Below are 20,978 nucleotides of genomic sequence, written 5' to 3' on the forward strand. Positions count from 1 at the left end.
TCGTTTTCATGACGGTGCGCCCTTTACTCTTGTGCTGCCGGGCTGGCGCTTGTTTGGGGTGTGGGTTAAAGAAAATGGTGCCTCATAAGGCGTTTCGGTTTAGATGGCATGTAGGTGGTTTCACTAAGTGCGGGCAAACTTCGCCACAGTGGGCGCAATGCGCGTATTATCCGAGCATGGCCTACCATGCAGATTCCTCGGAATTGGATCAGAAGGAAATTCTTACTTGGGAGGGCTTCGGCACCGCCCAACGTGAGCTCGCCCAACAAATTGCCGACTCCGGTTTCAACCCGGATATTATTATCGCGGTGGCGCGCGGCGGCCTGCTTCCCGCCGGTGCCTTAAGCTACTCCCTTGGCGTGAAACTCTCTGACGCCATCAACGTCGAGTTTTATACCGACGTGCAAGAAACCCTCCCGGACCCCGTGCTCCTTGAGCCCCTCTTGGATACCGACTCCATCTCCAATAAGAAACTCTTGGTAGTAGATGATGTTGCTGATTCCGGGCGCACCCTGCATTTGGTTTTGAATCTGCTGAAACAGCATGGCGCCGAGGTGCGCTCCGCTGTGCTGTATGGCAAATCCCGTTCCGAGATCGCTCCGGATTATGTGTGGAAGCACACCGATGAGTGGATCGTGTTCCCGTGGTCGGCTGAGCCGCCGGTGAATTACCAGGGCTAAGGCAGATCCTGATCGAATTCGGCAACCGTGCCTGCAGGGCAGATTCTCGCCAGTTCAGCGTCGCTGTGACGCTTAGGTGGGAACCAAAATGCGCCCTGCGTGCGCGGTTCTTTGAAGTTCATCAGGTGGTAGCGCTGGTGCAATAAGTCCGGGGTGAGCTGCTGTGGGGCGCAGGGGGAGAGGACCTGCAGAGTATCTGGGGCGCAGACCCCTAGTTCTGCGAACGCGCGGACGCGCCAAGGAAGAGGGGGAACAGCCATGGTCCAGGCGGGTGCTAGCTCCGCCCACCCACCGTGGCCGGCAGGGCGGGCTAGTTCTTGGAGGCTGGTGTCGGCGAAGAGCCCTTTGCCGACGGCGAGGAAGCCGCAATAATCGGCGGCTGCTTCCGGGGCGATTAACGCACCCCAACGATCCGCGGTGTATTCTTCAGCGCGAGCGAGGACGGTTTTTAAATAAGGCACGCCTTGGACGATGACGAGGACGAATTGGTAGCCAAAGTTACGGCGGCCATCTCTTAGGAGACCGAACTCGCGGGCAAGAGCGAAACGTAAGACCGCGAGGGTGCCTTCTGGGTTGAGCCGCGGGGCTTCAAGAAGATCGGTGTGCAAAGTGATCGTATTAGAGCGCAGCCGGGCTGTGGATTGGCTGAGATTATCGGCGGAATCATCGAAGATGACTTTGGGGGCCCGCGGCATCTGGAAAAGCGCGGTGTAGGTTTGCACCAGCTCGTAGACTTCCGGGAATTGTGAGGGGGTGACCACCGCGCCGGTGGCCCGGGGTTTAGCTGAGCGAATAACCCGGGCACTAATGATCAAGGATGGGGCGATGGTCATCAGCGCAATCGCCCCGGCTACGAGGTTGTGGGCGGTACCGGAGAGATCACCTAGGCGTAGATCCCCGCGGAGTAGCTCCACGATCGCCCAGATGGCGATGATGACCAAGATGGCTGTGAGGATGGTGGAGACCCATAGGATGCGGTCTTGCCAATGATGGCGCAGCGCTCGCCTGGTTCTTTTATCAAAGGGCGAAGGGCGGGAATCATCCACAGTGCATACATCCGAAGGCTCAGAGTGAAGGCGCCGAGCGTCAACGCTCAGCGCCAGGTAGTTGATGTTCAGCTTACTCTTTAGGGGAACGCGGAACGATGGCCTCAATGCTGCGGTACATGGCCCACTCCGCTGGGCCGCGCCTAAAGCGTTGCTTCCACAGTGGGGCGAAGACTAATAACCCACCAATGGTGCCTACCCACAGCAGTGGATGGGAGTAGAGCTCAGCATCGGTTTTTCCTGGTACTTGGGGTGCACCAGCGTGGTAGAGCTGTTCTTGTTCCTTGTTATATTGTGCGACCTCATGGTCCAGTAGGGGACCGGCGCTCAAAATGTGGACGAGATAGGCGGTGAGCGCCATGGAGCCCATGGCTTGGAGAGGACGCAGCAGTACGCGGGGATTGTGGCTGATATAAAGCGATAGCCCGAGGACCCCGAGGGCTGCGCCGAGGGAGAAGAACAGATCGAAGACCCCGCCGGAATGCGGGGCGGTGGAGGCTAACCAGAGGTGGGTTTTGGTGGCGGGGTCTTCATCACCGACGCGTACCCACAGTCCGAGTACTGCCACGGCGATGCCGATAAGCCCAACCCCAAGGTGGATGCGGGGTTGGGTGTGGATGAAGGTGCGGTGTAATAAAGCACCAACGGCACCATAAGCCACCCAGCCGATAAGGGGATAGGGCTGTTCGGGGAAGGAGAGCAGCGCCATGACCGAAGAGCCCAGCAGGAGCAGTGCCACGGTGGTGATCTGCCAGCGGGTGCGCACAGCCGGCATCCACCACAACAGCATGAAGGTCAGGGAAATCTCGAAGAGGACGACGGCAATGGATTGTTGGACAAGGCCGAGGCAAATGGCCAAACCGGTAAGAAGTACCCCGCGCAAGATGAGTTGTTTACGCGAGATGCTGATGGCTTTGCCACCGCGTTTGAGTCCACCGCTGGCCATGATCGACATGCTCACCCCAGCAAGTACGGCAAATAGTGCGGAGGGGTAACCATCGGTGGGGTTTTTAGCGCCGAGGAAACCAAAAGGGCCGATATGGGCGGTGATCATGCCGATAATGGCGAGACCACGGGCGATATCAAGACCAATGATGCGGGATTGTTGGGAGCTGCGGGCAAGCGGAGTTGTCACAAGGAAGGAAAGTAGCACGGACAATGTGGCTGATTACTAGCCAAAAGAGGCTAAAGGTAGGACTAGGGTGAAGTGCTTAAGTACTTGGCAGGAAGTTTTAACAAAGCTGCCTGATTCTGCCAGATTCTTGGCAAACCCCGTAGCATTTGGGCCATGAGTTTGAGTACCACCGAAACCACCCGCTTTGGCTGCCGGATCAAGTCCCACACCTTAGAGGTGCCGTGGGATCATGAGGATCCGGGGCGCTTGGGGAGTTTGCCGCTTTTTGCCCGCGAGATCATTCCTGCCGGTGGGGAGAACTACCCAGCGTTGGTGTATCTCCAAGGTGGTCCCGGGCACCCCAGCCCACGCCCGCTGAACACAGGTGGTTGGTTAGGGGAAGCCTTGAAGCATTACCGCGTGATCTTGCTTGATCAACGCGGGACGGGGCGATCGGGGAGAATTGACGCGCAGGATCCGGCGGGGATCCCTTCGGTGGAGAAACTGCGGCTTCTGCGTGCCCCGCAGATTGTGGCGGATTGCGAATTATTGCGCGAAGCCTTAGGCGAAAAGACGTGGTCGCTGTATGGGCAAAGCTTCGGTGGTTTTTGTATTACCGCCTATCTTTCGGCGTACCCGCATGCTATTGAGCACGGGTATTTAACAGGTGGGTTACCGGCCACCGGAATCCACGCCGATGATCTTTATCGCGCGACCTATGAGGCGCTGGAAATTCGGCACAAGCAGTTCTATCAGCAGATCCCCTTTGCTGAGGAGAGAATCCGCGAGATTTCTCACCATTTAGAAAACTCGGATGAACGTGTGGCAGACGGGGGACGTTTGAGCGCGCGCAGATTTAGGACCTTAGGTATCGGTCTCGGAAGGGCGCAAGGGTTTGATCATTTGGGATATCTATTAGAAGAGCCCTTCCACAAAGTGCGTGGGGAAAAGGCGCTGCGCGGGGACTTTTTGGAGGCGGTGGGCCAAGCGTTGAGTTTCCAGCGTGCCCCGCTATATGCGGTGATCCATGAGGCTATTTATGGCGGGAATGCGCCGGGGGCGACAAATTGGTCGGCGCATCGGATGCGCGAGGAGTTTGAGGGATTTGAGGAGAACGCGGATCCGCTGGATACCTCGGCGAAATTCTATTTGACCGGGGAGCATATTTATCCCTGGCAATTTGAGGAGGACCCAGCGCTTATTCCCTTTGCGCAGGTAGCAGAGGAATTGGCGCAGGTTGATGATTGGGAAGCCCAATATGATCTGGATGTGTTGAGCACCGCGCCAGCTGTATGTGCGGCGGCGGTGTACCACGATGATATTTTTGTGCCGCTGCGCTATTCCCTGGAGACCGCCGCGCACTACCGTGATCTGCGGCCTTGGATTACTAATGAGCATCAACATGATGGCATTGCGATGGATGGGGCTGGGGTTTTTGGGCGGCTTTATGAGATGGTTCGGGAGTACTAAACCAGCGGTGTTTGGTGAACTATCTTTTGGGCGGGCGAGCGCTTAAGATCACGGCCAAGGACATTCAGTTGGTGCGCCGGATGTTGGTGCAGATCGCGGTAGCACGAGTTGTGAGTGAAGGAGGCAGGGCGCGAACTCATGAGCACATATAGCGATGGGGATACCTCTGGCTTCTTCAACCCTGGGAACCCCGGTAACTCGAGGAACCCCAGGCATCATGCTGGGCCTGAGCACCCCTCTCGTGGAGGAGACCGCGGCGCTGAGCGTGGGGTGCATCGCGCGGGCTATAAGCGCGTGATTTTAAGCGATGAGGAATCCCAAGACTTTGATGCCCTGATGGCAGTATTTGAAGTGCCTGAGGAACATATCTTGGACTTCGGTGATGGCCCGAGTGGGGTGTATTCCTCCTAGGAGCCTGTTGAGGATGCTGGGGCGCTAGCCCAGAGGGCACTGCGGGCTGCTAGCCCAGAGGGCACTGCGGGCTGCTAGCCCAGAGGGTGCTGCGGGTGGGGCAGGCTTTGCCTAGACTGGGGCGCATGATTTTGATCAATGTGCGTTTCCGACCCAAGCCCGAGCATGTAGAGAATTTCCGTGAACTGGTTGATGAGTTCACCACCAAGTCGCGGGCCGAAGAGGGCAATATTTTCTTCGAATGGACCCGCAACACTGATGACCCGAATGAGTACATCCTGTTAGAAGCCTTCAAGGATGATGCTGCCGAGGCGCACGTGAACTCGGATCACTTCAAGGCTGCCTGCGAATTATTCCCCACCATTTTGGTGGAAACCCCGCAGATCATTAACACCCTCATTGAAGGCAAAACCGAGTGGGACCGCATGGCGGAATTCTCGGTGGATTAAGCACCTACACACAAGACCCCAAGTACCTGGCGTGGGCTAGATGCTTGGGGTCTTTGGTGTGCTTGAGTGTTTAAACGCTGGGCAGCTCATCTTCTGGGCCGGGGTAGGAGGCCTGCGCGCCGCGGCGGGTAGCGGCAAAAGCACCAACCCGAGCGGCGTGATGCGCAGCTTCTACAAGATCAGCGCCTTCTGCGAGCTTGGCGACAAAGGCACCTGCGAAGGCATCCCCGGCACCGGTGGTATCTACTGCTTCCACCTTCGGGGTGGGAATCGGGGTGAGCCCGGAAGCATCAGCGACCAGTGCTCCTTGGGAGCCAAGGGTCATCACCACGCTCTTGAACCCGGCATCGACTAATGCTTGGGCGATATCGCGGGGCTCGTCGGAAGCACAGGGCACACCGAGTTGTTTGAGGATGAGTCCGCCTTCATGCTCATTAGCCATCAGCGGGTCAGCCTTTAAGAGGGCTTCTTTAGGTACTTCAATGACAGGTGCGAGGTTAACGACCACGCGCCCACCAGCAAGCTCCACGGCACGGGCGAAGCCGGAGGCCGGGATTTCGCCTTGGAGCAGCACAATGTCTGCATCGTGGAGCACGTCGTCGAAGCCGGCTACATAATCACCATTGACGATGGCATTCGCGCCGGGGATAACGATAATGGCGTTCTCGCCATCATCGCTGACTGTAATGACAGCCAGGCCGGTGCACTCATCATCTACTGCCGCAATGCCGCGCATATTAACTCCGGCGCGACGAAGGTATTCAGTAGCGGGGGCGGCGTAGGAATCTTCGCCGACCGCGCCGATCATGGTGACGTTGGCGCCTTGCAGGGCAGCGGCGAGCGCTTGGTTAGCGCCTTTGCCGCCGGCGGTAATGGTGCCGCCGGAGCCGAGCAGGGTTTCGCCGGGGTGTGGGTGTCGCTGAACTCGGACTACGAGATCAGCATTGAGGGAGCCGACTACAACGATGCTGGGTTGATTCACTGAAAGTCCTTCACATTGTTCTTGGTGACAGTGACCACATCGACCGGGATTTCGGCTTCAGCTTTGTCACCCTTTAAGTAGCTTGCTGGCCTGCTGAACTGCATGGGGAGCAGGTCCCTGGCAACATCCACGCCAGCGGTTTGTTGTGCCACTACCTCAATACTGCCGTATACCTTGATGCCCTCGCTAGAACGGGGTGCAACGGCCCCAGCACACCGTGGTGAGGAGGCCCTGGTTATCCGCAGGTTTGGGGAAAACGGGGTGAAGAAGAGTGCGGAATCCCCGGAGTCCCGGGGGTAGCGGGGAAGTGCGGCGCCCGATCGGTTGGTCGGCGTGGAAGCGCTGTGCATCGCTGGCAGGAATGTGTTTTAGGGGTTGAGCCAGCTGATGATGCCCTCGAGCTGGTCGCGGACAACCGGCCATTCCTGGTTCAGGTCAAGTGTTGTCGCACCGATCCGGTTGCCTTGGATTGTGACATCGACATCCGGTTGCTCAGGCGCGGTGGTACGCGCATAAAGAACAAGACCGCTAATAGAGCCGTCGTGGTTGATATCCATGTTCTTCACATAGGCGAAGATTTGATAGATATGCGCCGAGTGCAGCGTTAACTTTCCCCAGCGACTCAGCTGCATCGAGTGTCCGTAATACTTCGCGTCGATAATCAACGTGCGCTGTTTATTGCGAAGGACAACATCGGTGAACATAGCTGGCAATTGTTCTACCCCGGAAGCCTCTTCGGCGTTGTAATCCCAAGGAACCTTAGATGAGCTGGTGGAAAGCTCTGGGTGTTCAATGGAGTAGTACTCACGAAGGAACCGTTCATACAAGCTGCTCATCGCCTCATCGGAGATCCAGGACGTCAGCTTGGTTGACCCAGTAGAGGTGGTGGGCAGAAGACCACGGACCACTAATTCACAGGCGCCGAGTAAGAAGCGGTAGTTGGCATTGGCACGGTGATAGGTCAGCGTATTCCAGCGGATGGAATCAGGTGCGACGAGCGTGACCGCATCAAGATAGGGCAGTAGTCGGCGCAGTGCGTCGCGACGGGAAGCGCTAACCTGGCCATGCCGGATAAGAAGAACGATGACGGCTTTCAGCGCCTGGTTATGCGGGGTGTCGGCTTCGTATTCGTCGAACTCGCAGACCAGCTTTCCTCTGAGCATGGAACGCGTGGCGACACTGCCAGTGATATCGAGTCGACCACGAACGGTAGCGAGTTCATCACTGTGCGGAACATAGCCGCGGTGAAGGCCGCGTTTAACCAGGGCACCTACGCCGCGTAAGAGAATTTCAGCAAAAAGGTCATGCAGGTGATCGAACTCTTCTGTCTCCACCTGGGCTACGCCATTATGTCGGATCGCCCTAAAGGCATAAGCCATCATCACGTAGATATTGCGGATGGCTATGGAACTACTCATCAGTGCAGCGCATTCTTAAGAGTATTGGTCCATTCCTCTGCCTTAGCTGGCTCATCGAACCAGTACTCCTCGAGTAGTGGAATAAGCTCCTGATCCACCACGGAGTGCAACCAAGCATCATCGGCTTCCCCATCGGAAGGGGCAGCAAGGAAACTATGGCCGATAAGGAAACCTTCCCCTAGAGCTGGATCATCGGCAATATCGCGGTTGAGCTCAACCACCTTTTGAACGAGGACCTCGAACTTCGGGTTGCTGAGTTCTTCTTGCCATCTCATAAAGCCTTGGGAGTTAAACCCTGGCTTCATCGTGAAGAAACCGAATCGGCGGCGCAAGGCGTAATCGAGTACCGCGAGACTACGGTCAGCGGTATTCATCATCCCGATGAGATACACATTGGCAGGAACGGAGAAGCGCTCGTTTTTATAGAGCAAGCGAAGCTCTTTGTCGCGCTTATCAGCTTCAATGAGCATGAGGAGTTCACCAAAGATCTTGGAGATATTCCCGCGGTTGACCTCATCGATGATGAAGAAATACGGGCGATCTTCAGTATCTGCCCGCGCCTTCTCGCAGAATCGGTAAAAGGGACCTTCCGCTAGCGTGAAGCCACCTGATTCGGTGGGGCGGTAGCCCATCATGAAGTCTTCATAGGAATAGCTTTGGTGGAATTGCACCATCTCCACCCGGCTGCGGTCCTTAACCCCCATCAGTGAAAAGGCGAAGCGCTCGGCAGCAAAAGTTTTTCCTACCCCGGGCGGCCCGGCAAGGATGATGTTTTTCTTCCGCGCAATAAGAGAGCGCAGGCGCTCATAATCTTCCTCGGAGAGATACACCTCGTTGAGGAACTCGGCTTTGCCATAAGGGGGAAGTTCTTCTGCCTCATCAGATACATCTGGGTTTTGGTCGGCAGAGCTGGACGCTGGGGTGGCCTCTTCTTCAGCGGCAACTATGGGGCTACCGGCCTTTGTTGTTGAAGAGCCCGTGCTGGGGCGCGGTGTATCCCATAGCTCTTGCACCCCAGGGGTCCAGAAGTTAAAGGGTTTGTTCACTTCGCGGGCCAAGGCCTCACGAATCGCGAGAAAGTCGCGGTCGATAGCTTCCGGGCTATCACCTGAAGCCCCCCCAATCCGATCAGCAAGCGCATCACGGATCTTCTGCTTCAAATCCCTCGAAGAGATGGGCTCGAAAGTATCCGGGTCAGCAAGGAATTGCAGGGCGTTGCGGATACCGGGTTGATCTTCACCCACATCAAGCATCACGCGCTGTAAGGCCCAGGGATCCTGACGGGCGGTTTCCTTCACATCTCCTGGTAGCTGGTGCCAATGAGAGACGAAGGTAGACATCCAGATCACATGCCGCCAGAGTTGGCCGGAGTAACCCTGTCCCGCACCAAACCCCGCAACTCCCGCGGGCCTACGTAGCCAGGTAGCCATGGGCTCTGGGATATCTAGTGGGGCATCCAGCTTCGATAACACGCGCTGCACATGTTCGCGCCGGGTTTGCGGGCGGAAGGTTCGTACTGGGTGTTCGCGAAGAAACACCAGCTCTGCTGCTAATAAAACAACCTCCCGGGGTGCTCCCTGGAGTTGTTGTTCCAGCTTCTCCCACTGGTCGAGGTGGGAACCTTTAATGAGGTTTTCTTGGATCCTGCTCTGCAGGGCTTGTGCGGTTTCTGCTGTCCAAATGGTGGCCGAGGGATCAATCACGGAAGCACCATCGCCGAGCATATGGCTAATAATTTCGCTTACTTCGCGCGCAATTTTTAGGTCTTCGGCAGGCCGTGATGCCTCGATGAGAGCGGCTGTTTGGGGATCAGGAACAACGCGATTCATGGACTCATTATGCCGAAACTCCGGTGGGACCCACGTTCGGTTTGTGCTCACCCCCGCGGGGTTAGCGAAGTAGCTCACATACGCATGTGACCCTTGCCACTTTGGGTGATGTGTACTAGGTTGTTTTGTGTCAGACATCACTACTACCCATTGTGATGCTTCGGTGGTCGAAAAAGGGCCACGTAACCGGGTACGCGGGTTGGAGCCCACCTATAGCTCATGACGCTCCCCGGGTGACGCGGTGAGACATATATGGCGAATTCTCTACTACTCCGCTCATTTAGAGGAGACCATCCATCATGCTCACCAGGCCCTTTGGAAACCCAGAAACATCAACTACTCACCTTCCGCATAACCCACCTGAAACAGCATTTAAGAACCCGAATCTCTCGCAGGCGATTGCCCAGATCATCAGCCACGAATGCGGGGAAGTTTTCTCGCTTATGGGCAATGGCAATGTGTGGTTCATTGATGCTTTGGAGACTCTTGGCCACCCGGTAGTGGAAGTCCGACATGAGGTCGCCACCGTGGCTTCCGCTGATGCCTACTTTCGGGCCAGCGGGAAACTCGCGGTGGCGACCACTACCTATGGCCCGGGATATACCAATGCGATCTCTGCATTAGCGGAAGCATCGCTGGCGCGGATCCCACTTATTTATGTGGTGGGCGATGCCCCCACCAGCGGTTTGCGCCCCAATGACATTGCCCAAGCTGAGATGGCGGCTGCCTGTGGGGTGCCCACGATTTATGCGCACCCGGATGTGGTGGTGGATCGCACCTATGAGGCCATTGAATTGGCACTACAAAGCTCTAAACCAGTGGTGTTGGCGATCCCGCATGATGTAATCCGCGCGGAAGTACCATCGGCGCAACAACAACGCTTGGCGAACCCACCACAGGTACGAAGCCCCAAAGTGCCACAACCGCAGGTGGATGAGGAAGTAATCGAAGAGATTATTGGGGCAAGGCAGCTATTGATCTTGGCTGGCCGTGGTGCCCGCGGGGCACGAAAAGAAGTGACCAAGTTGGCGGCTGCCTTGGGTGCTGATGTGGCTACCAGTGCACCGATGCGTGGTTTCTTTGGGCGCACACCGGGCAAGGTGTATCGCAGCCCAGAAGAGGTAGTAACTGAGCCACTACCTGGGGATAGTTACCGCAACTTAGGGGTATGTGGTGGGTTTGCGGCACCTAGTACCCAAGCTGAGATGCGTAGTGCGGATGTGGTGTTAGTACTCGGTGCTGGGCTTAACCATTTCACCCGGGCTTTTGGGGATTCTTTTGCCCCGGATGCGCGCATTATTCAAGTAGACGTTCAAGCACAGCCGACTACTGAAATCGTCTCGCGTTTTATCCAGGGTGGTGTGGCAGAGTTTTCCCACCTGCTGTACCAGCACGTAGCCGACCGCGCCCCGCGTCGATCTCGAGCAGAGCTTCCTCAACCCGTATACCCGCAGCCGGAGGAATTTTTAGGCGATGGGCGCCTGGACCCGCGGGCGCTATTTAGTGAGCTCAATGAGGTGTTGCCGGCAGATCGTGTGATTGTGACCGATGGCGGGCATTTTATGGGCTGGCCGAATATGTACCTGGACGTGGATGGCCCGGAGCAAACCATTATGGTGGGCACCGCGATGCAGGCCATTGGGCTGGGCTTTCCCTCGGCGGTGGGGGCGGCGAAGGCGACGGCGAGTATGCAGCCGGAGCGCACCGTGGTGATGGTAACCGGTGATGGCGGCGGGATGATGGGGATTGCTGATGCGGAGAGTTTTATTCGGGTGGCGCGCCGCGGGGTGATTGTGGTGGTGAATGATTCTGCTTATGGGGCGGAGATTCACCAATATGCAGTACGCGGTGCCGATGAGCGCACCATGCGGCTACCGGAGTTTGATTTCGCAGGGATGCTGCGCCCCTTGGGTGCGGAAACCATGGTGATTCGCCGGCTGGCGGATCTGGCGGCGGCGCGGGAGTGGTTCCGCGGGGTCCGCGAGGGCACCTTGGTGCTGGATTGTCGGGTAAGTAGGGAAGTGGTGGCCAGCTTTATCTCCGAGATGGGGAAGGTGGCTAGCGCGGCCGCTGGGGAGTAGATGGGCCCTGTGGGCCTTGGGCCTCTTGCCTCGGGTGGTAGGCCTCTGGCTTCGGATGCCGAGCCGTGGTTAGACCCGCTGCTCCACCCGGGGGATGGCCGCCAACAGGGCCTGCGTGTAGGGGTCTTGGGGGTTGCGCCAAATATTTTCCGTTAACCCATGCTCGACGATGCGCCCGTGGTTGACCACCGCCACATGGGTGCAGAGCTCACGCACCACGGCGAGATCGTGGGAGACAAAGAGCAAGGTCAGGCCATAATCGGCGGCCATGCAATCAAGCAGTGCCAGTACCTGGGCGCGCACCGACACATCCAGTGCGGAGACCGGTTCATCAGCGAGCAGGATCTTGGGGCGCACCGATAGCGCACGCGCAATGGAGATGCGCTGACGCTGGCCACCAGAAAACTCATGCGGTAGGCGGGTGGCCATTTCTGGGTCGAGCCCCACATCGGAGAGCACTTCTGCGACCCGCGCCATGCGTTGTTGCTTGCTTAAGCCGCGGCCGCGTAGTGGTTCGGCGATGGACAGGCCGATTGGCATGCGGGGGTCGAGTGAACTGGCGGGATCTTGGAATACCAATTGCACGGTTTGGGAAAGATCCTTGCGGGAAAACTCCGACAGCGGGGTGCCGAAAAGCTCCACCTGGCCCTCATCGGGTTTATCCAAACCGCCGAGGATCTTGAGCAAGGTGGATTTACCAGACCCGGAGCCACCCACGATGCCGCAGCGCCCACCAGCGGGAACATGCAGATCAACGCTATCGAGGGCCAAAAAGTCCAGGGTGCGGCGGCGCCGATAAATGCGGCTTAGCCCCTGCGCATTCACTGCGAGGCTGGGGGTGGCGTCTTTATCGCTGAGGTTCGCTGGAAGCTGCGCGGGTGCGCCAGGTTGGGAGGCGAGTACTAATTTCTTCGTGTACTCCTTTTGTGGGTTGCGCAGTACCTCTTCGACGCTGCCTTCTTCTACCTGGGTGCCGCGGTGAAGTACGACGACCTGCTCGCACATTTGGGCCACCACGCCTAAATCATGGGTGATAAAGAGCAGTGCGGTATCGGTGCGGGCCACTAGGGCGCTAATGAGATCCAGGATTTGTTTTTGGACCGTCACATCAAGGGCGGTGGTGGGTTCATCGCAGATCAACACATCAGGATCATTAGCTAGTGCCATGGCGATAAGTACGCGTTGGCGTTGCCCACCGGAAAGCTCATGCGGGTAGGAGCGAAGCTTTTCTTCACCCAAGCCGACGTCTTCAAAAAGTTCGCGGGTGCGGGTGGTGGCTTCTTGGTGCGGGCGGCCGTGGACCTCCATGATTTCCGCGACCTGGCGGCCCACCCGCATCAGCGGGTTGAGTGCTGTCATGGGTTCTTGGAAGATCATGGCGACCTTGCGGCCGCGGAGTTTTTCAAACACCTTGGTGCGTGCCCCGAGTAGCGAGGTGGCGCTGACCTCTGAGCCATCGAGTTGGGTATCGCCGATGGTGATCTGCCCGCTGGCTTCCAGGCCTTCGGGAAGAAGTCCCATGATGCCTAGGGCGGTCAAGGATTTACCGGAACCAGATTCACCGATCAGGCCTAGGCGTCCGCCTTTGGGAATGACGAAGTTAATGCCGTGCAGGAGCTCGGCGGCTTGGGGGTCGCGCTGGTGATCGCGGCCGCGGTTGCGGCCGTGGCTCTTTTTGGCTTTCTTGGTGTCGGTGATGCGCAGATCACGGACCTCCAGGGCTAGGGGAGCGGACTGCCGGTCTAGTTGGGACTGTTGCCCTGGTGATGGGGTGCTCATTTGGTGTTCCTCCGCGGATCAAAGGCGTCACGTAAACCATCGCCGAGCAAATTAAAGCCCAGCACTGTCAGCGCAATCGCAAGGCCCGGCCACAGCGCTAACTGCGGTGCAGAGCCTAAAGAAGCCTGCGCATTTTGGAGCATCCGTCCCCAAGAAGGCTCCGGCGGTGGGGTGCCCAGCCCCAAGAAACTCAAGGCTGCTTCAGCCAACACCGCGAGGGCGAAAGCCACCGAGGCTTGCACAATAATCATGCCCGCCACATTCGGCAGAATATGGCGAAGCGCAATCTCCCACCAGCCACGGCCACCACTGCGAGCAGCCGCCACATAATCCCGGGCCATCACCTGATGCGTACCCGCACGCGCCACACGCGCAAAAGCCGGCACACCAGCAATACCAATCGCCACCATGGCGGTTACAGTGGAAGCACCGAACACGGCACCACACACCACAGCCAATAACAATGCCGGGAAAGCCAAGAGCAAATCCGAGCCGCGCATAATCAGCGATTCTGCCCAGCCACGGCGCATACCTGCCAGAATCCCCAAGGGGGTTCCGATCAGCGCAGAAATACTGACCGCAATCAGACCGACCATTAAGGTGATGCGCGAACCCGCCATAATGCGGGAAAAGACATCGCGGCCAAAACGATCCGTGCCCATTAAGTGATTCAAGCTGGGCCCTAGGAGACGATCATCTGGGTAGGCCGCCACCGGGTCATGAGGAGTCCATACCAGGGACACCAGGGCCGTGACCGCCACCACGGCGACGATGGTGGCCCCGATTTTCCCAGCTAAAGGCAGGCGCCTGAGGGTGTGAAAAAGTGTGTTACGCATGAGTTTTCCTTTTGCCCTTCGCGTGTGCCTTAACGCCTGGTCCTTGGGTCAACCAAGGTGTTGAGGATATCCACCAGCAGGTTCACCGCGAGGGTGAAGAACACCAGCACCATCACCACTGCTTGAACTACCGGAAGGTCACGGTTAACCACCGCATCAAGCAGCATGGAACCAATACCTGGGAGCATGAACACTCGCTCAATGACCACCGCACCAACAATCAAGCTGGTGAGCTGCGTACCGGTAACGGTAAGCACCGGCAAGGCGGCATTGCGTAGCGCGTGCACCAACACAGCGCGCCGGGAACTCATGCCTTTAGAAAAGGCGGTGCGCATGAAGTCTTCGTGCAGAACTTCCAAAATCGCACCGCGCACATAGCGGGTGAGGATGGCTGCCTGCACCGCGGTCAGCGAGATCACCGGCAAGATGAGGCGCTCCACAAAGGCCGTGAAATCAACCCCCGGTGGGGTCCAACCATTAGCGGGCACCCACCCTAAGTGCACGGCGAATACTGCCACCAGGAGCACCGCAGCAAGGAAACTGGGTACTGCAATGCCGATCTGGCTAGCCGTGGAGATCACCAGGCCATCAAAGCGACGCGCCCGCTGCGCAGCCCATAAACCCATGGGTACTGCCACTAGCAGCGAGCAGAACATCGCGACAATGCACAAGATGAAAGAAACTTGGGCGCGATCAAAAAGCAGTGGGGAAATATCTTGACCACTGGTCATCGACACCCCGAAATCCCCAGTCAGCGCGGCACCTAGCCAGTGGAGGTACTGCTCATGTACTGGGCGATTAGTGCCGAGGCGTTCTTGCAGCTCAGCAACTAAATCCGGGGTAGCACTCACACCTAGGGCGATCTCAGCGGGATCACCAGGTATAAGTCGCAGTAGCGCGAAGATGGCGATGCTGGCTACAAAAAGCGAACCGAGGAAGCGTCCGAGGATCCGCGCGAGCGCCCATAGGGTGCGTTGCATGCCACTGGGTTGGGTGCGAAGCCCGGCGCGGGCATCCTTCCGGCCGTTATTATCCTCGCCCTTCGTAGAGGAGGCTGCGGCGTTCGCGCCGGAAGCGCCGTTGGCGCCTGCGGTGGTGGCCATCGTGTGTGCCGCTGTGCAGCTCATCAGCGCTCACCCCCAGCGTTACTAGACGCCTTGTCCTTCCCCGCGCCTTTTTCCTCATGGCTAATGCCATAAAGCGCCAGACCTTCGGTCACAATATTCGGTTTCAAACCATCCACCCCGGGGGCCTTCAACACAATATTCGGCAAATTCATTAGGGTATCTGCGGCAGCATCCGCCAAAATATATTTCATTGCTTCCCGCATATAGCGGACCTGTTCTTCCTCAGTTTCCGCATTATCGGCGTTCTGCAACGCCTCACGGGCATCCGCATTATCAAAACCGAGGTAATAGTCCGGATCCCCAAAAAGATTGGGGATATCGCGGGCCTCCACATGCCCGATAATGGACATGTCATAGTCATGATTTCGCAGTACCTTGTTCAACCACACCGCGGGGAACTCAGTGGACTCCAAACTCACCTGTATTCCCACCTCATGCAGCTGCGAATACACCAGCTCAGAGGTGGCCTGTGCATAAGGTAAAGAGGGAACCGAAATGGTCACCTTCACCGGATTGGTTTCGGGATCATGACCAGCTTCAGCTAATAATTCGCGGGCCCGCTGCGGATCATAAGGATAATCATCCGCCTCGAAATACCAGGGATCCGTCGGTGGTGCTGGCACCCCGCCAGTATCGGTGCCATAGCCTTCCCACACGGTATTAATCACCGCTTGGCGATCCACCGCATGAAACACGGCTTGGCGTACTCGCACATCATTAAAAGGTGCGCGACGATTATTCATACTCAGCAACACTTCAGAGTTGGTGGTGCCTACTTCCACTGAAATATCTTCTGGCAAAGTATCTAATAATTCTGGGGCCTGCATTCCCCACACCACATCAATATCCCCAGATTGCAGGGCATTCGTGGCCGCCACTGCATCTGAGAAATACCGAATTGCTGCCGCATCATTTTTTGGCTGCGGGCCCCAATAATCACTCCGTGCGGCAAAAGAAATTGATTCCCCCACCGCCCAATGCGTCACGGTATAAGGCCCAGTACCCACCGGATTCGTCGCTAATTTATCCACCGCATCGGGGCTCATCATCGCCCCCAGCAGCGTTCCCATCCGCCATAACCATTCCGCCGAGGGGCGCTCCAAGGTCACGACCAGGGTCAGTGGGTCAATAACCTCGGTATTTTCCACCACATCCATCCAGGATTTAATGCCATTTGTCCAGGCATCACCGCGCACGCGGTCAATGGAAAACTTTGCGGTTTCCGCATCAAAGGGCGACCCATTAGAAAAAGTCACGCCTTCGCGAAGATGGAAAGTATAGGTACGGCGATCCTCTGATAAATCCCAACTTTGGGCTAACAAGGGTTCTACTTTTCCGCCTTCATTAATCCGCACGAGGCCTTCATAGATATTGCCCATAAGCGCGGTGGGGATAGCGGCACCGGAGGTGGTGGTGAAATCAAGGGAAGCGGGGGCGCCGGTGGTACCAACAACAACCGAGGCGCTGAGCCGTCCCACCTGGGTGGCGGTCGAGCCGGCACTGCATCCGGTGAGGGTGCTGGCCCCCAAACCCACGGAGGTCGCTGTCGCGCAAGCTAATAAAGCAGCGGTCGTACGCCGGGCTTTGCGACGCCGAAGCAGGGAAGTCATGCACTGACACCATAGTGCACTTGCGAGTCAAAAGGGCATCAGTTTTTCGACCGGGGGTACTTCTTCTTCGATTCATTGGGGGTAGCACCCGCGGGCTTAATTGCTCTTCTTTCGCGATTTCCGAGACTTGCCTCCCGCACCTCGGTAGCTCCCGCCACGGCGGGCTGAGGACGCGCTTAATCACACGAATGGGGGTAAGCTCGAGTGTCCACGACCGTACACATAAGTTGTGTTTTAAACCGCGGGCACAGCAAAGGTCTAAAACCTAGCCTGAGCACTCAAAACTAGTTTCCTGGAACTTAATTGTCTCGCAAAATAAGGATGGCTCAAGACACCTTTGGGTAAGTATGTGAGTTTGTCCACTACCTATAGCCCCCAGGTAATCTTTTAGCCGCAGTGCAACCTGCAATTGTCGCAGTGCAACAGCTAAAGTGCAGCAATATCGCACCTGCCTAGGCACGTTCCGAACACATCACCTTTAGAGGGCTGAAATCATGGCTAACCCATCGCAGGGTTCTACCATTCGTGACCACTCTGACCCCGTCGAATCCTATGACGCGACGGTGGCAGGTAATAGCGCAGAAAAAATGTCGCAAAAAGAGGGTAAGAAACCCTTCCTCGGTATCGCCTCTGATCCTTTCATCTTCCTCGGTGCCGCCGGGTTCATCATCATCTTCGTCATCGCCACCATTGTCTTAGGCACCACTGCCCGTGATGCTTTCACCACGATTGCCCAATCGCTTTTGAAGAACCTTGGCTGGATGTACATCGGTGGCGTTTCCATGATGTTCATTTTCCTTGTTGGCATCTTCGTCTCCCGCTATGGGCGAGTAAAACTCGGCGATGATGAAGACGACCCCGAGCACTCCCTCCCGGTGTGGTTCGCCATGCTCTTTGCCGGTGGAGTGGGCGCGGTGTTGATGTTCTGGGGTGTTGCCGAACCACTCAACCATGCCTATAACGTCCCCATGGGTGATGCTGAGCGCATGAGCGAAGCCGCCATTAAAGAAGCCTTCGCCTTCACCTTTTATCACTTCTGCATCCACATGTGGGTGATCCTGGCACTACCTGGCCTAGCGCTGGGCTACTTCATTTATAAGCGTAAACTCCCACCACGGCTATCCTCTGTTTTCGCCCCACTACTAGGCGGCAAGATCTACGCGGTACCCGGCAAACTTATCGACATCCTGAGCATTATTGGCACCACCTTCGGTATTGCAGTCTCCGTTGGTTTAGGTGTGCTCCAAATCAACGCCGGTATGAATAAGCTCTGGGGAACCCCCATTGCTTCCTGGATGCAGCTGGTCATTATTTTGAGCATCACCGCGGTGGCTTGCATCTCCGTGGCCAGTGGCCTGGATAAAGGCGTGAAGATCCTATCCAATATCAATATTGGAATGGCGGTGGGTCTCCTCGTCTTCGTGCTCATCACCGGCCCTACCTTGACCCTTTTGCGCCACACCGTGGAATCCTTCGGTATCTACGCCGATACTTTGCCTGAGCTGATGTTCTGGTCTGATTCCTTCGAAGACAACCCCGGCTGGCAAGGTAAATGGACCGTCTTCTACTGGGCCTGGACTATTTGCTGGTCCCCCTATGTAGGCATGTTCGTCGCCCGTATTTCCCGGGGCCGTACCGTGCGCGAATATATCGGTGGCGTGCTCGCCCTTCCCACCATCTTCAGTGTCATCTGGTTCGCCATTATGGGCCGCGCCGGCATTGAGCTGGAACTAGAAACCCCCGGTGTGCTCACCACCCCGGTGGTTGTCGATGGTGATGTTCCCGCAGCACTGTTCAAGCTCTTAGCTGAATACCCGCTAGCAGGTGTGGTCTCCGCTTTCGCGCTGATCGTGGTGATTATCTTCTTCATCACCTCCATTGACTCCGCAGCTTTGGTCAATGACATGTTCGCCACCGGTGAAGAAAACCAAACTCCCACCTACTACCGCGTGCTCTGGGCGATTGTGATTGGGGCGGTTGCTGGTGCGCTGCTGATTATCTCGCCCGAGGCTGGCATCGCCACCTTGCAAGAAGTGGTCATTATCGTGGCCTTCCCCTTCTTCTTGGTGCAATTTGTGATGATGTACTCCCTGATTAAGGGCATGACCGATGATGCCGCCGCAACCCGGCAGATCCGTACCCGCCGCTGGGAGAAAACCGATACGCCTGAGAAGCTCGAAAAGCATGAAAGCCAACCCGCCCCCGGCTATGACGAGGAAGGCAATCCGCTTCCCATGCCGGTCCTCGAGCACGATGAGGAAGGCAATATTATCGTGCCCGGCAATGTGCGCGTCAGTGGTGACATTGGGGTGATTGGCAAGGAGGAAGAAGAAGACGCCAAGAACCTGAAAATCGTGGAGCATTCCCGACCACTCCCACGAGAAGAATGGGAAAACCAGCTTCCCTAGGTACTTAAGAGCGCCCTTAGATGCAACCCTCAGGTTCAGCCTTTGCGCAGCATCTAAGGGCGCACCTACACTTGGCCCATGGAGACCCACACCACACCGCTTTTTGCCCGCAAGGATTACCCACTACTGCTCGGCTTGACCCTTATCGCCGCGCTGATCCCCTGGGGAGTTCATTGGCTGGTCAAGGGCAACGTGTGGGGATATTGGCAGGATGGCTACTGGATTACCTCCGCCATTATTGTGTTCTTTAGCTTGGTGGTTGGCCCAGCGGTGATGAAGTGGAACCGCAAGCAAGACCAAGAAGCCGCCGAGATCGCCTCAAAGAATCACTAAGGCCTTGAAGGGTCATGAAAAAATATAAAGAATTCTATGCCGGCCCCAAGTATTTCCTCATCGCCGGATTGGCGCTTATTGCCATCGTCTTGTTTGGGTGGCTGATTCATTGGCTAGTCAAAGAAGAAGGCCCCTGGGATTATTGGACCCAGGGTGGCTGGATCCCCCCGGCGCTGTATATGTTCATCTTCTTCACCTGCCAGACGATCCTCTACCACTGGGCGAATAAGGTGAACCAGGATTTAGAGGACACCGCCCCGCAGCGGCGCACCCTCTAATCAGCGCCAAGCCCCATGCCTTCAGCCATGAGCTCTAAGGAATGCAGGGAATCTCTAAAGCGTGGGGTTTGTAGCGAAATCATCAGCTCATTCGCTTGGGCCTGCTGTTGGAAATCCCGCAGGTAGTCCGCCACCTGATCCTTAGTACCCACCGCGGTATAGCGCAGCATCCCGGTGATCTGCTGGCCAAAAGGCGAGTTCATCAGCACATCTAATTGCGCGTCATCTAACTCCACGGTTTCAGAGGTCGCACCGATTCCACGGATACGCTGCGCGTTTTTTGCTTTGCTGCGAACGCGCGCGCGAAGTACCTGGCGGTAGTTTTCCTGCGCCACTTCTTCACTATCTGCAGCACACACATTCACCGCGGCAATCACATAGGGTTCGGCCAGGGTCTTACTGGGTTGGAACTCGCGGCGATAGGTCTCAATGGCTTGGTGCAAATAGGTGGGCGCGAAGTGCGAGGCAAAGGCATAGGGCAACCCCAGTTGCGCGGCGAGCTGCGCACCAAAAAGCGAAGAGCCCAAAATATAAAGCGGCACCTGCCGGGAGGTCTCCCCAGCATCATCACTAACCAGTGCATTGGGAACTGCTTGCACCCCAGGTACCCGGGAGTTGCCGCTTAAATACCCATCGAGTTCTAGAACATCATTGGGGAAAGCATCTGCCGCATCCGGGCGACGCCGAAGGGCACGAACCGTTACCGGATCAGTACCAGGGGCACGCCCTAAGCCCAGATCAATACGGCCCGGATACATATGCGCCAAAGCCCCGAATTGTTCGGCCACCACCAGCGGAGAATGGTTGGGCAACATCACCCCACCAGCACCTAAACGAATGCGCTTGGTCTTCGCCCCTACGTGCGCGATCAGCACTGCCGGGGCGGAAGAAGAAATCGAGGGCATATTGTGGTGCTCGGCATACCAGATCCGGGCAATGCCGAGATCCTCAGCGCGCTGGGCTAATTCCACGGAACGCCGGAACGCATCGGTAGCGCTCTCCCCGGAAAAGATGGTGCAAAAATCAATCAGCGAAATTTTTTCTAGCTCCACCACAGGGTTTCATCTCCTTATCTACAAGGGCGTTATATATGCCCCAACCGTACGCCGGATGGAAGGCACTAGACT

Annotated in this window: 19 protein-coding genes; 8 read left to right on the forward strand and 11 right to left on the reverse strand. The window is 56.9% G+C overall.

All coding sequences use genetic code 11. The features are described 5' to 3' along the window. Nucleotides 1–176: 176 nt before the first annotated feature. Complete coding sequence (locus BMZ01_RS02380; RefSeq protein WP_092284035.1) at nucleotides 177–680, forward strand: phosphoribosyltransferase; 504 nt, start codon at nucleotides 177–179, stop codon at nucleotides 678–680. On the opposite strand, the gene BMZ01_RS02385 is transcribed toward BMZ01_RS02380, so the two are convergent. Both BMZ01_RS02385 and BMZ01_RS02390 read right to left on the reverse strand, forming a co-directional pair. After that, complete coding sequence (locus BMZ01_RS02385; protein WP_092284037.1) at nucleotides 677–1,726, reverse strand: M48 family metalloprotease; 1,050 nt, start codon at nucleotides 1,724–1,726, stop codon at nucleotides 677–679. The two genes, BMZ01_RS02380 and BMZ01_RS02385, sit on opposite strands and share 4 nt — an antisense overlap. Before the next feature lie 73 nt (nucleotides 1,727–1,799). Next, nucleotides 1,800–2,861, reverse strand: coding sequence for a DUF418 domain-containing protein (locus BMZ01_RS02390; RefSeq protein WP_143067426.1), 1,062 nt, complete (start codon nucleotides 2,859–2,861; stop codon nucleotides 1,800–1,802). A 153-nt stretch (nucleotides 2,862–3,014) separates the two neighbouring features. Here BMZ01_RS02390 and BMZ01_RS02395 point away from each other — a divergent pair, with 153 nt between their 5' ends. From BMZ01_RS02395 to BMZ01_RS02405, 3 genes are all read left to right on the forward strand, one after another. Further along, complete coding sequence (locus BMZ01_RS02395) at nucleotides 3,015–4,310, forward strand: alpha/beta fold hydrolase (protein WP_092284041.1); 1,296 nt, start codon at nucleotides 3,015–3,017, stop codon at nucleotides 4,308–4,310. Between the two features lie 138 nt (nucleotides 4,311–4,448). Continuing rightward, complete coding sequence (locus tag BMZ01_RS02400) at nucleotides 4,449–4,721, forward strand: hypothetical protein (protein WP_092284043.1); 273 nt, start codon at nucleotides 4,449–4,451, stop codon at nucleotides 4,719–4,721. Nucleotides 4,722–4,846: 125 nt separating this feature from the next. Next, a complete protein-coding gene (locus BMZ01_RS02405; protein WP_177180019.1) occupies nucleotides 4,847–5,170 on the forward strand; it encodes a putative quinol monooxygenase in 324 nt (107 codons plus the stop codon). A gap of 70 nt (nucleotides 5,171–5,240) precedes the next feature. Here BMZ01_RS02405 and BMZ01_RS02410 read toward each other — a convergent pair whose 3' ends face one another. From BMZ01_RS02410 to BMZ01_RS02420, 4 genes are all read right to left on the reverse strand, one after another. After that, nucleotides 5,241–6,152, reverse strand: coding sequence for a ribokinase (locus BMZ01_RS02410; protein ID WP_092284045.1), 912 nt, complete (start codon nucleotides 6,150–6,152; stop codon nucleotides 5,241–5,243). Next, nucleotides 6,149–6,304 (reverse strand): hypothetical protein, encoded by a 156-nt coding sequence (locus tag BMZ01_RS11105; RefSeq protein ID WP_177180020.1) that lies wholly within the window; start codon nucleotides 6,302–6,304, stop codon nucleotides 6,149–6,151. Before BMZ01_RS11105 ends, BMZ01_RS02410 begins: the two co-directional genes overlap by 4 nt. 216 nt (nucleotides 6,305–6,520) lie before the next feature. Further along, nucleotides 6,521–7,570 carry a 5-methylcytosine-specific restriction endonuclease system specificity protein McrC gene (gene mcrC, locus BMZ01_RS02415; protein ID WP_223846001.1) on the reverse strand — a complete coding sequence of 350 codons (1,050 nt, stop codon included), beginning with the start codon at nucleotides 7,568–7,570 and terminating at the stop codon, nucleotides 6,521–6,523. Then, complete coding sequence (locus tag BMZ01_RS02420; protein WP_092284049.1) at nucleotides 7,570–9,399, reverse strand: AAA family ATPase; 1,830 nt, start codon at nucleotides 9,397–9,399, stop codon at nucleotides 7,570–7,572. Before BMZ01_RS02420 ends, mcrC begins: the two co-directional genes overlap by 1 nt. 299 nt (nucleotides 9,400–9,698) lie before the next feature. On the opposite strand from BMZ01_RS02420, the gene BMZ01_RS02425 reads away from it, so the two are divergent. Continuing rightward, on the forward strand, nucleotides 9,699–11,480 hold the full coding sequence (locus BMZ01_RS02425; RefSeq protein WP_092284051.1) for a thiamine pyrophosphate-binding protein: 1,782 nt from the start codon (nucleotides 9,699–9,701) through the stop codon (nucleotides 11,478–11,480). A gap of 69 nt (nucleotides 11,481–11,549) precedes the next feature. On the opposite strand, the gene BMZ01_RS02430 is transcribed toward BMZ01_RS02425, so the two are convergent. The 4 genes from BMZ01_RS02430 to BMZ01_RS02445 form a co-directional block, all read right to left on the reverse strand. Continuing rightward, complete coding sequence (locus tag BMZ01_RS02430) at nucleotides 11,550–13,259, reverse strand: dipeptide ABC transporter ATP-binding protein (protein WP_092284053.1); 1,710 nt, start codon at nucleotides 13,257–13,259, stop codon at nucleotides 11,550–11,552. Beyond that, on the reverse strand, nucleotides 13,256–14,095 hold the full coding sequence (locus BMZ01_RS02435; protein ID WP_092284055.1) for an ABC transporter permease: 840 nt from the start codon (nucleotides 14,093–14,095) through the stop codon (nucleotides 13,256–13,258). The genes BMZ01_RS02430 and BMZ01_RS02435 overlap by 4 nt, the downstream gene beginning before the upstream one ends. Before the next feature lie 29 nt (nucleotides 14,096–14,124). Beyond that, complete coding sequence (locus tag BMZ01_RS02440; RefSeq protein WP_092284242.1) at nucleotides 14,125–15,075, reverse strand: ABC transporter permease; 951 nt, start codon at nucleotides 15,073–15,075, stop codon at nucleotides 14,125–14,127. 146 nt (nucleotides 15,076–15,221) lie between these two features. Next, nucleotides 15,222–16,832, reverse strand: a complete 1,611-nt coding sequence (locus BMZ01_RS02445) for an ABC transporter substrate-binding protein (RefSeq protein ID WP_092284057.1) — start codon at nucleotides 16,830–16,832, stop codon at nucleotides 15,222–15,224. A gap of 587 nt (nucleotides 16,833–17,419) precedes the next feature. Here BMZ01_RS02445 and BMZ01_RS02450 point away from each other — a divergent pair. From BMZ01_RS02450 to BMZ01_RS02460, 3 genes are all read left to right on the forward strand, one after another. Next, the gene (locus tag BMZ01_RS02450; RefSeq protein WP_092284244.1) at nucleotides 17,420–19,240 is read left to right on the forward strand and encodes a BCCT family transporter; all 1,821 of its coding nucleotides are present in this window, start codon (nucleotides 17,420–17,422) and stop codon (nucleotides 19,238–19,240) included. A 78-nt stretch (nucleotides 19,241–19,318) separates the two neighbouring features. Continuing rightward, on the forward strand, nucleotides 19,319–19,573 hold the full coding sequence (locus tag BMZ01_RS02455) for a hypothetical protein (protein WP_092284059.1): 255 nt from the start codon (nucleotides 19,319–19,321) through the stop codon (nucleotides 19,571–19,573). Between the two features lie 14 nt (nucleotides 19,574–19,587). After that, a complete protein-coding gene (locus BMZ01_RS02460; RefSeq protein WP_092284061.1) occupies nucleotides 19,588–19,851 on the forward strand; it encodes a hypothetical protein in 264 nt (87 codons plus the stop codon). Here the strand turns inward: BMZ01_RS02460 and BMZ01_RS02465 are convergent. Further along, on the reverse strand, nucleotides 19,848–20,906 hold the full coding sequence (locus BMZ01_RS02465; RefSeq protein WP_092284063.1) for an LLM class flavin-dependent oxidoreductase: 1,059 nt from the start codon (nucleotides 20,904–20,906) through the stop codon (nucleotides 19,848–19,850). The two genes, BMZ01_RS02460 and BMZ01_RS02465, sit on opposite strands and share 4 nt — an antisense overlap. Between the last annotated feature and the right edge of the window lie 72 nt (nucleotides 20,907–20,978).

Origin of the sequence: Corynebacterium spheniscorum, from assembly GCF_900113445.1 — a bacterium.
Lineage (GTDB): Bacteria > Actinomycetota > Actinomycetes > Mycobacteriales > Mycobacteriaceae > Corynebacterium > Corynebacterium spheniscorum.

Bases quoted from the DNA above. Each gene is read 5' to 3' on its own strand.
- BMZ01_RS02420 (WP_092284049.1), bottom strand. From the start codon at position 9,399: ATGAATCGCGTTGTTCCTGATCCCCAAACAGCCGCTCTCATCGAGGCA.
- mcrC (WP_223846001.1), bottom strand. From the start codon at position 7,570: ATGAGTAGTTCCATAGCCATCCGCAATATCTACGTGATGATGGCTTAT.
- BMZ01_RS02455 (WP_092284059.1), top strand. From the start codon at position 19,319: ATGGAGACCCACACCACACCGCTTTTTGCCCGCAAGGATTACCCACTA.
- BMZ01_RS02395 (WP_092284041.1), top strand. From the start codon at position 3,015: ATGAGTTTGAGTACCACCGAAACCACCCGCTTTGGCTGCCGGATCAAG.
- BMZ01_RS02430 (WP_092284053.1), bottom strand. From the start codon at position 13,259: ATGAGCACCCCATCACCAGGGCAACAGTCCCAACTAGACCGGCAGTCC.
- BMZ01_RS02440 (WP_092284242.1), bottom strand. From the start codon at position 15,075: ATGCAACGCACCCTATGGGCGCTCGCGCGGATCCTCGGACGCTTCCTC.
- BMZ01_RS02450 (WP_092284244.1), top strand. From the start codon at position 17,420: ATGTCGCAAAAAGAGGGTAAGAAACCCTTCCTCGGTATCGCCTCTGAT.
- BMZ01_RS02405 (WP_177180019.1), top strand. From the start codon at position 4,847: ATGATTTTGATCAATGTGCGTTTCCGACCCAAGCCCGAGCATGTAGAG.
- BMZ01_RS02425 (WP_092284051.1), top strand. From the start codon at position 9,699: ATGCTCACCAGGCCCTTTGGAAACCCAGAAACATCAACTACTCACCTT.
- BMZ01_RS02400 (WP_092284043.1), top strand. From the start codon at position 4,449: ATGAGCACATATAGCGATGGGGATACCTCTGGCTTCTTCAACCCTGGG.
- BMZ01_RS02435 (WP_092284055.1), bottom strand. From the start codon at position 14,095: ATGCGTAACACACTTTTTCACACCCTCAGGCGCCTGCCTTTAGCTGGG.
- BMZ01_RS02460 (WP_092284061.1), top strand. From the start codon at position 19,588: ATGAAAAAATATAAAGAATTCTATGCCGGCCCCAAGTATTTCCTCATC.
- BMZ01_RS02445 (WP_092284057.1), bottom strand. From the start codon at position 16,832: ATGACTTCCCTGCTTCGGCGTCGCAAAGCCCGGCGTACGACCGCTGCT.
- BMZ01_RS02380 (WP_092284035.1), top strand. From the start codon at position 177: ATGGCCTACCATGCAGATTCCTCGGAATTGGATCAGAAGGAAATTCTT.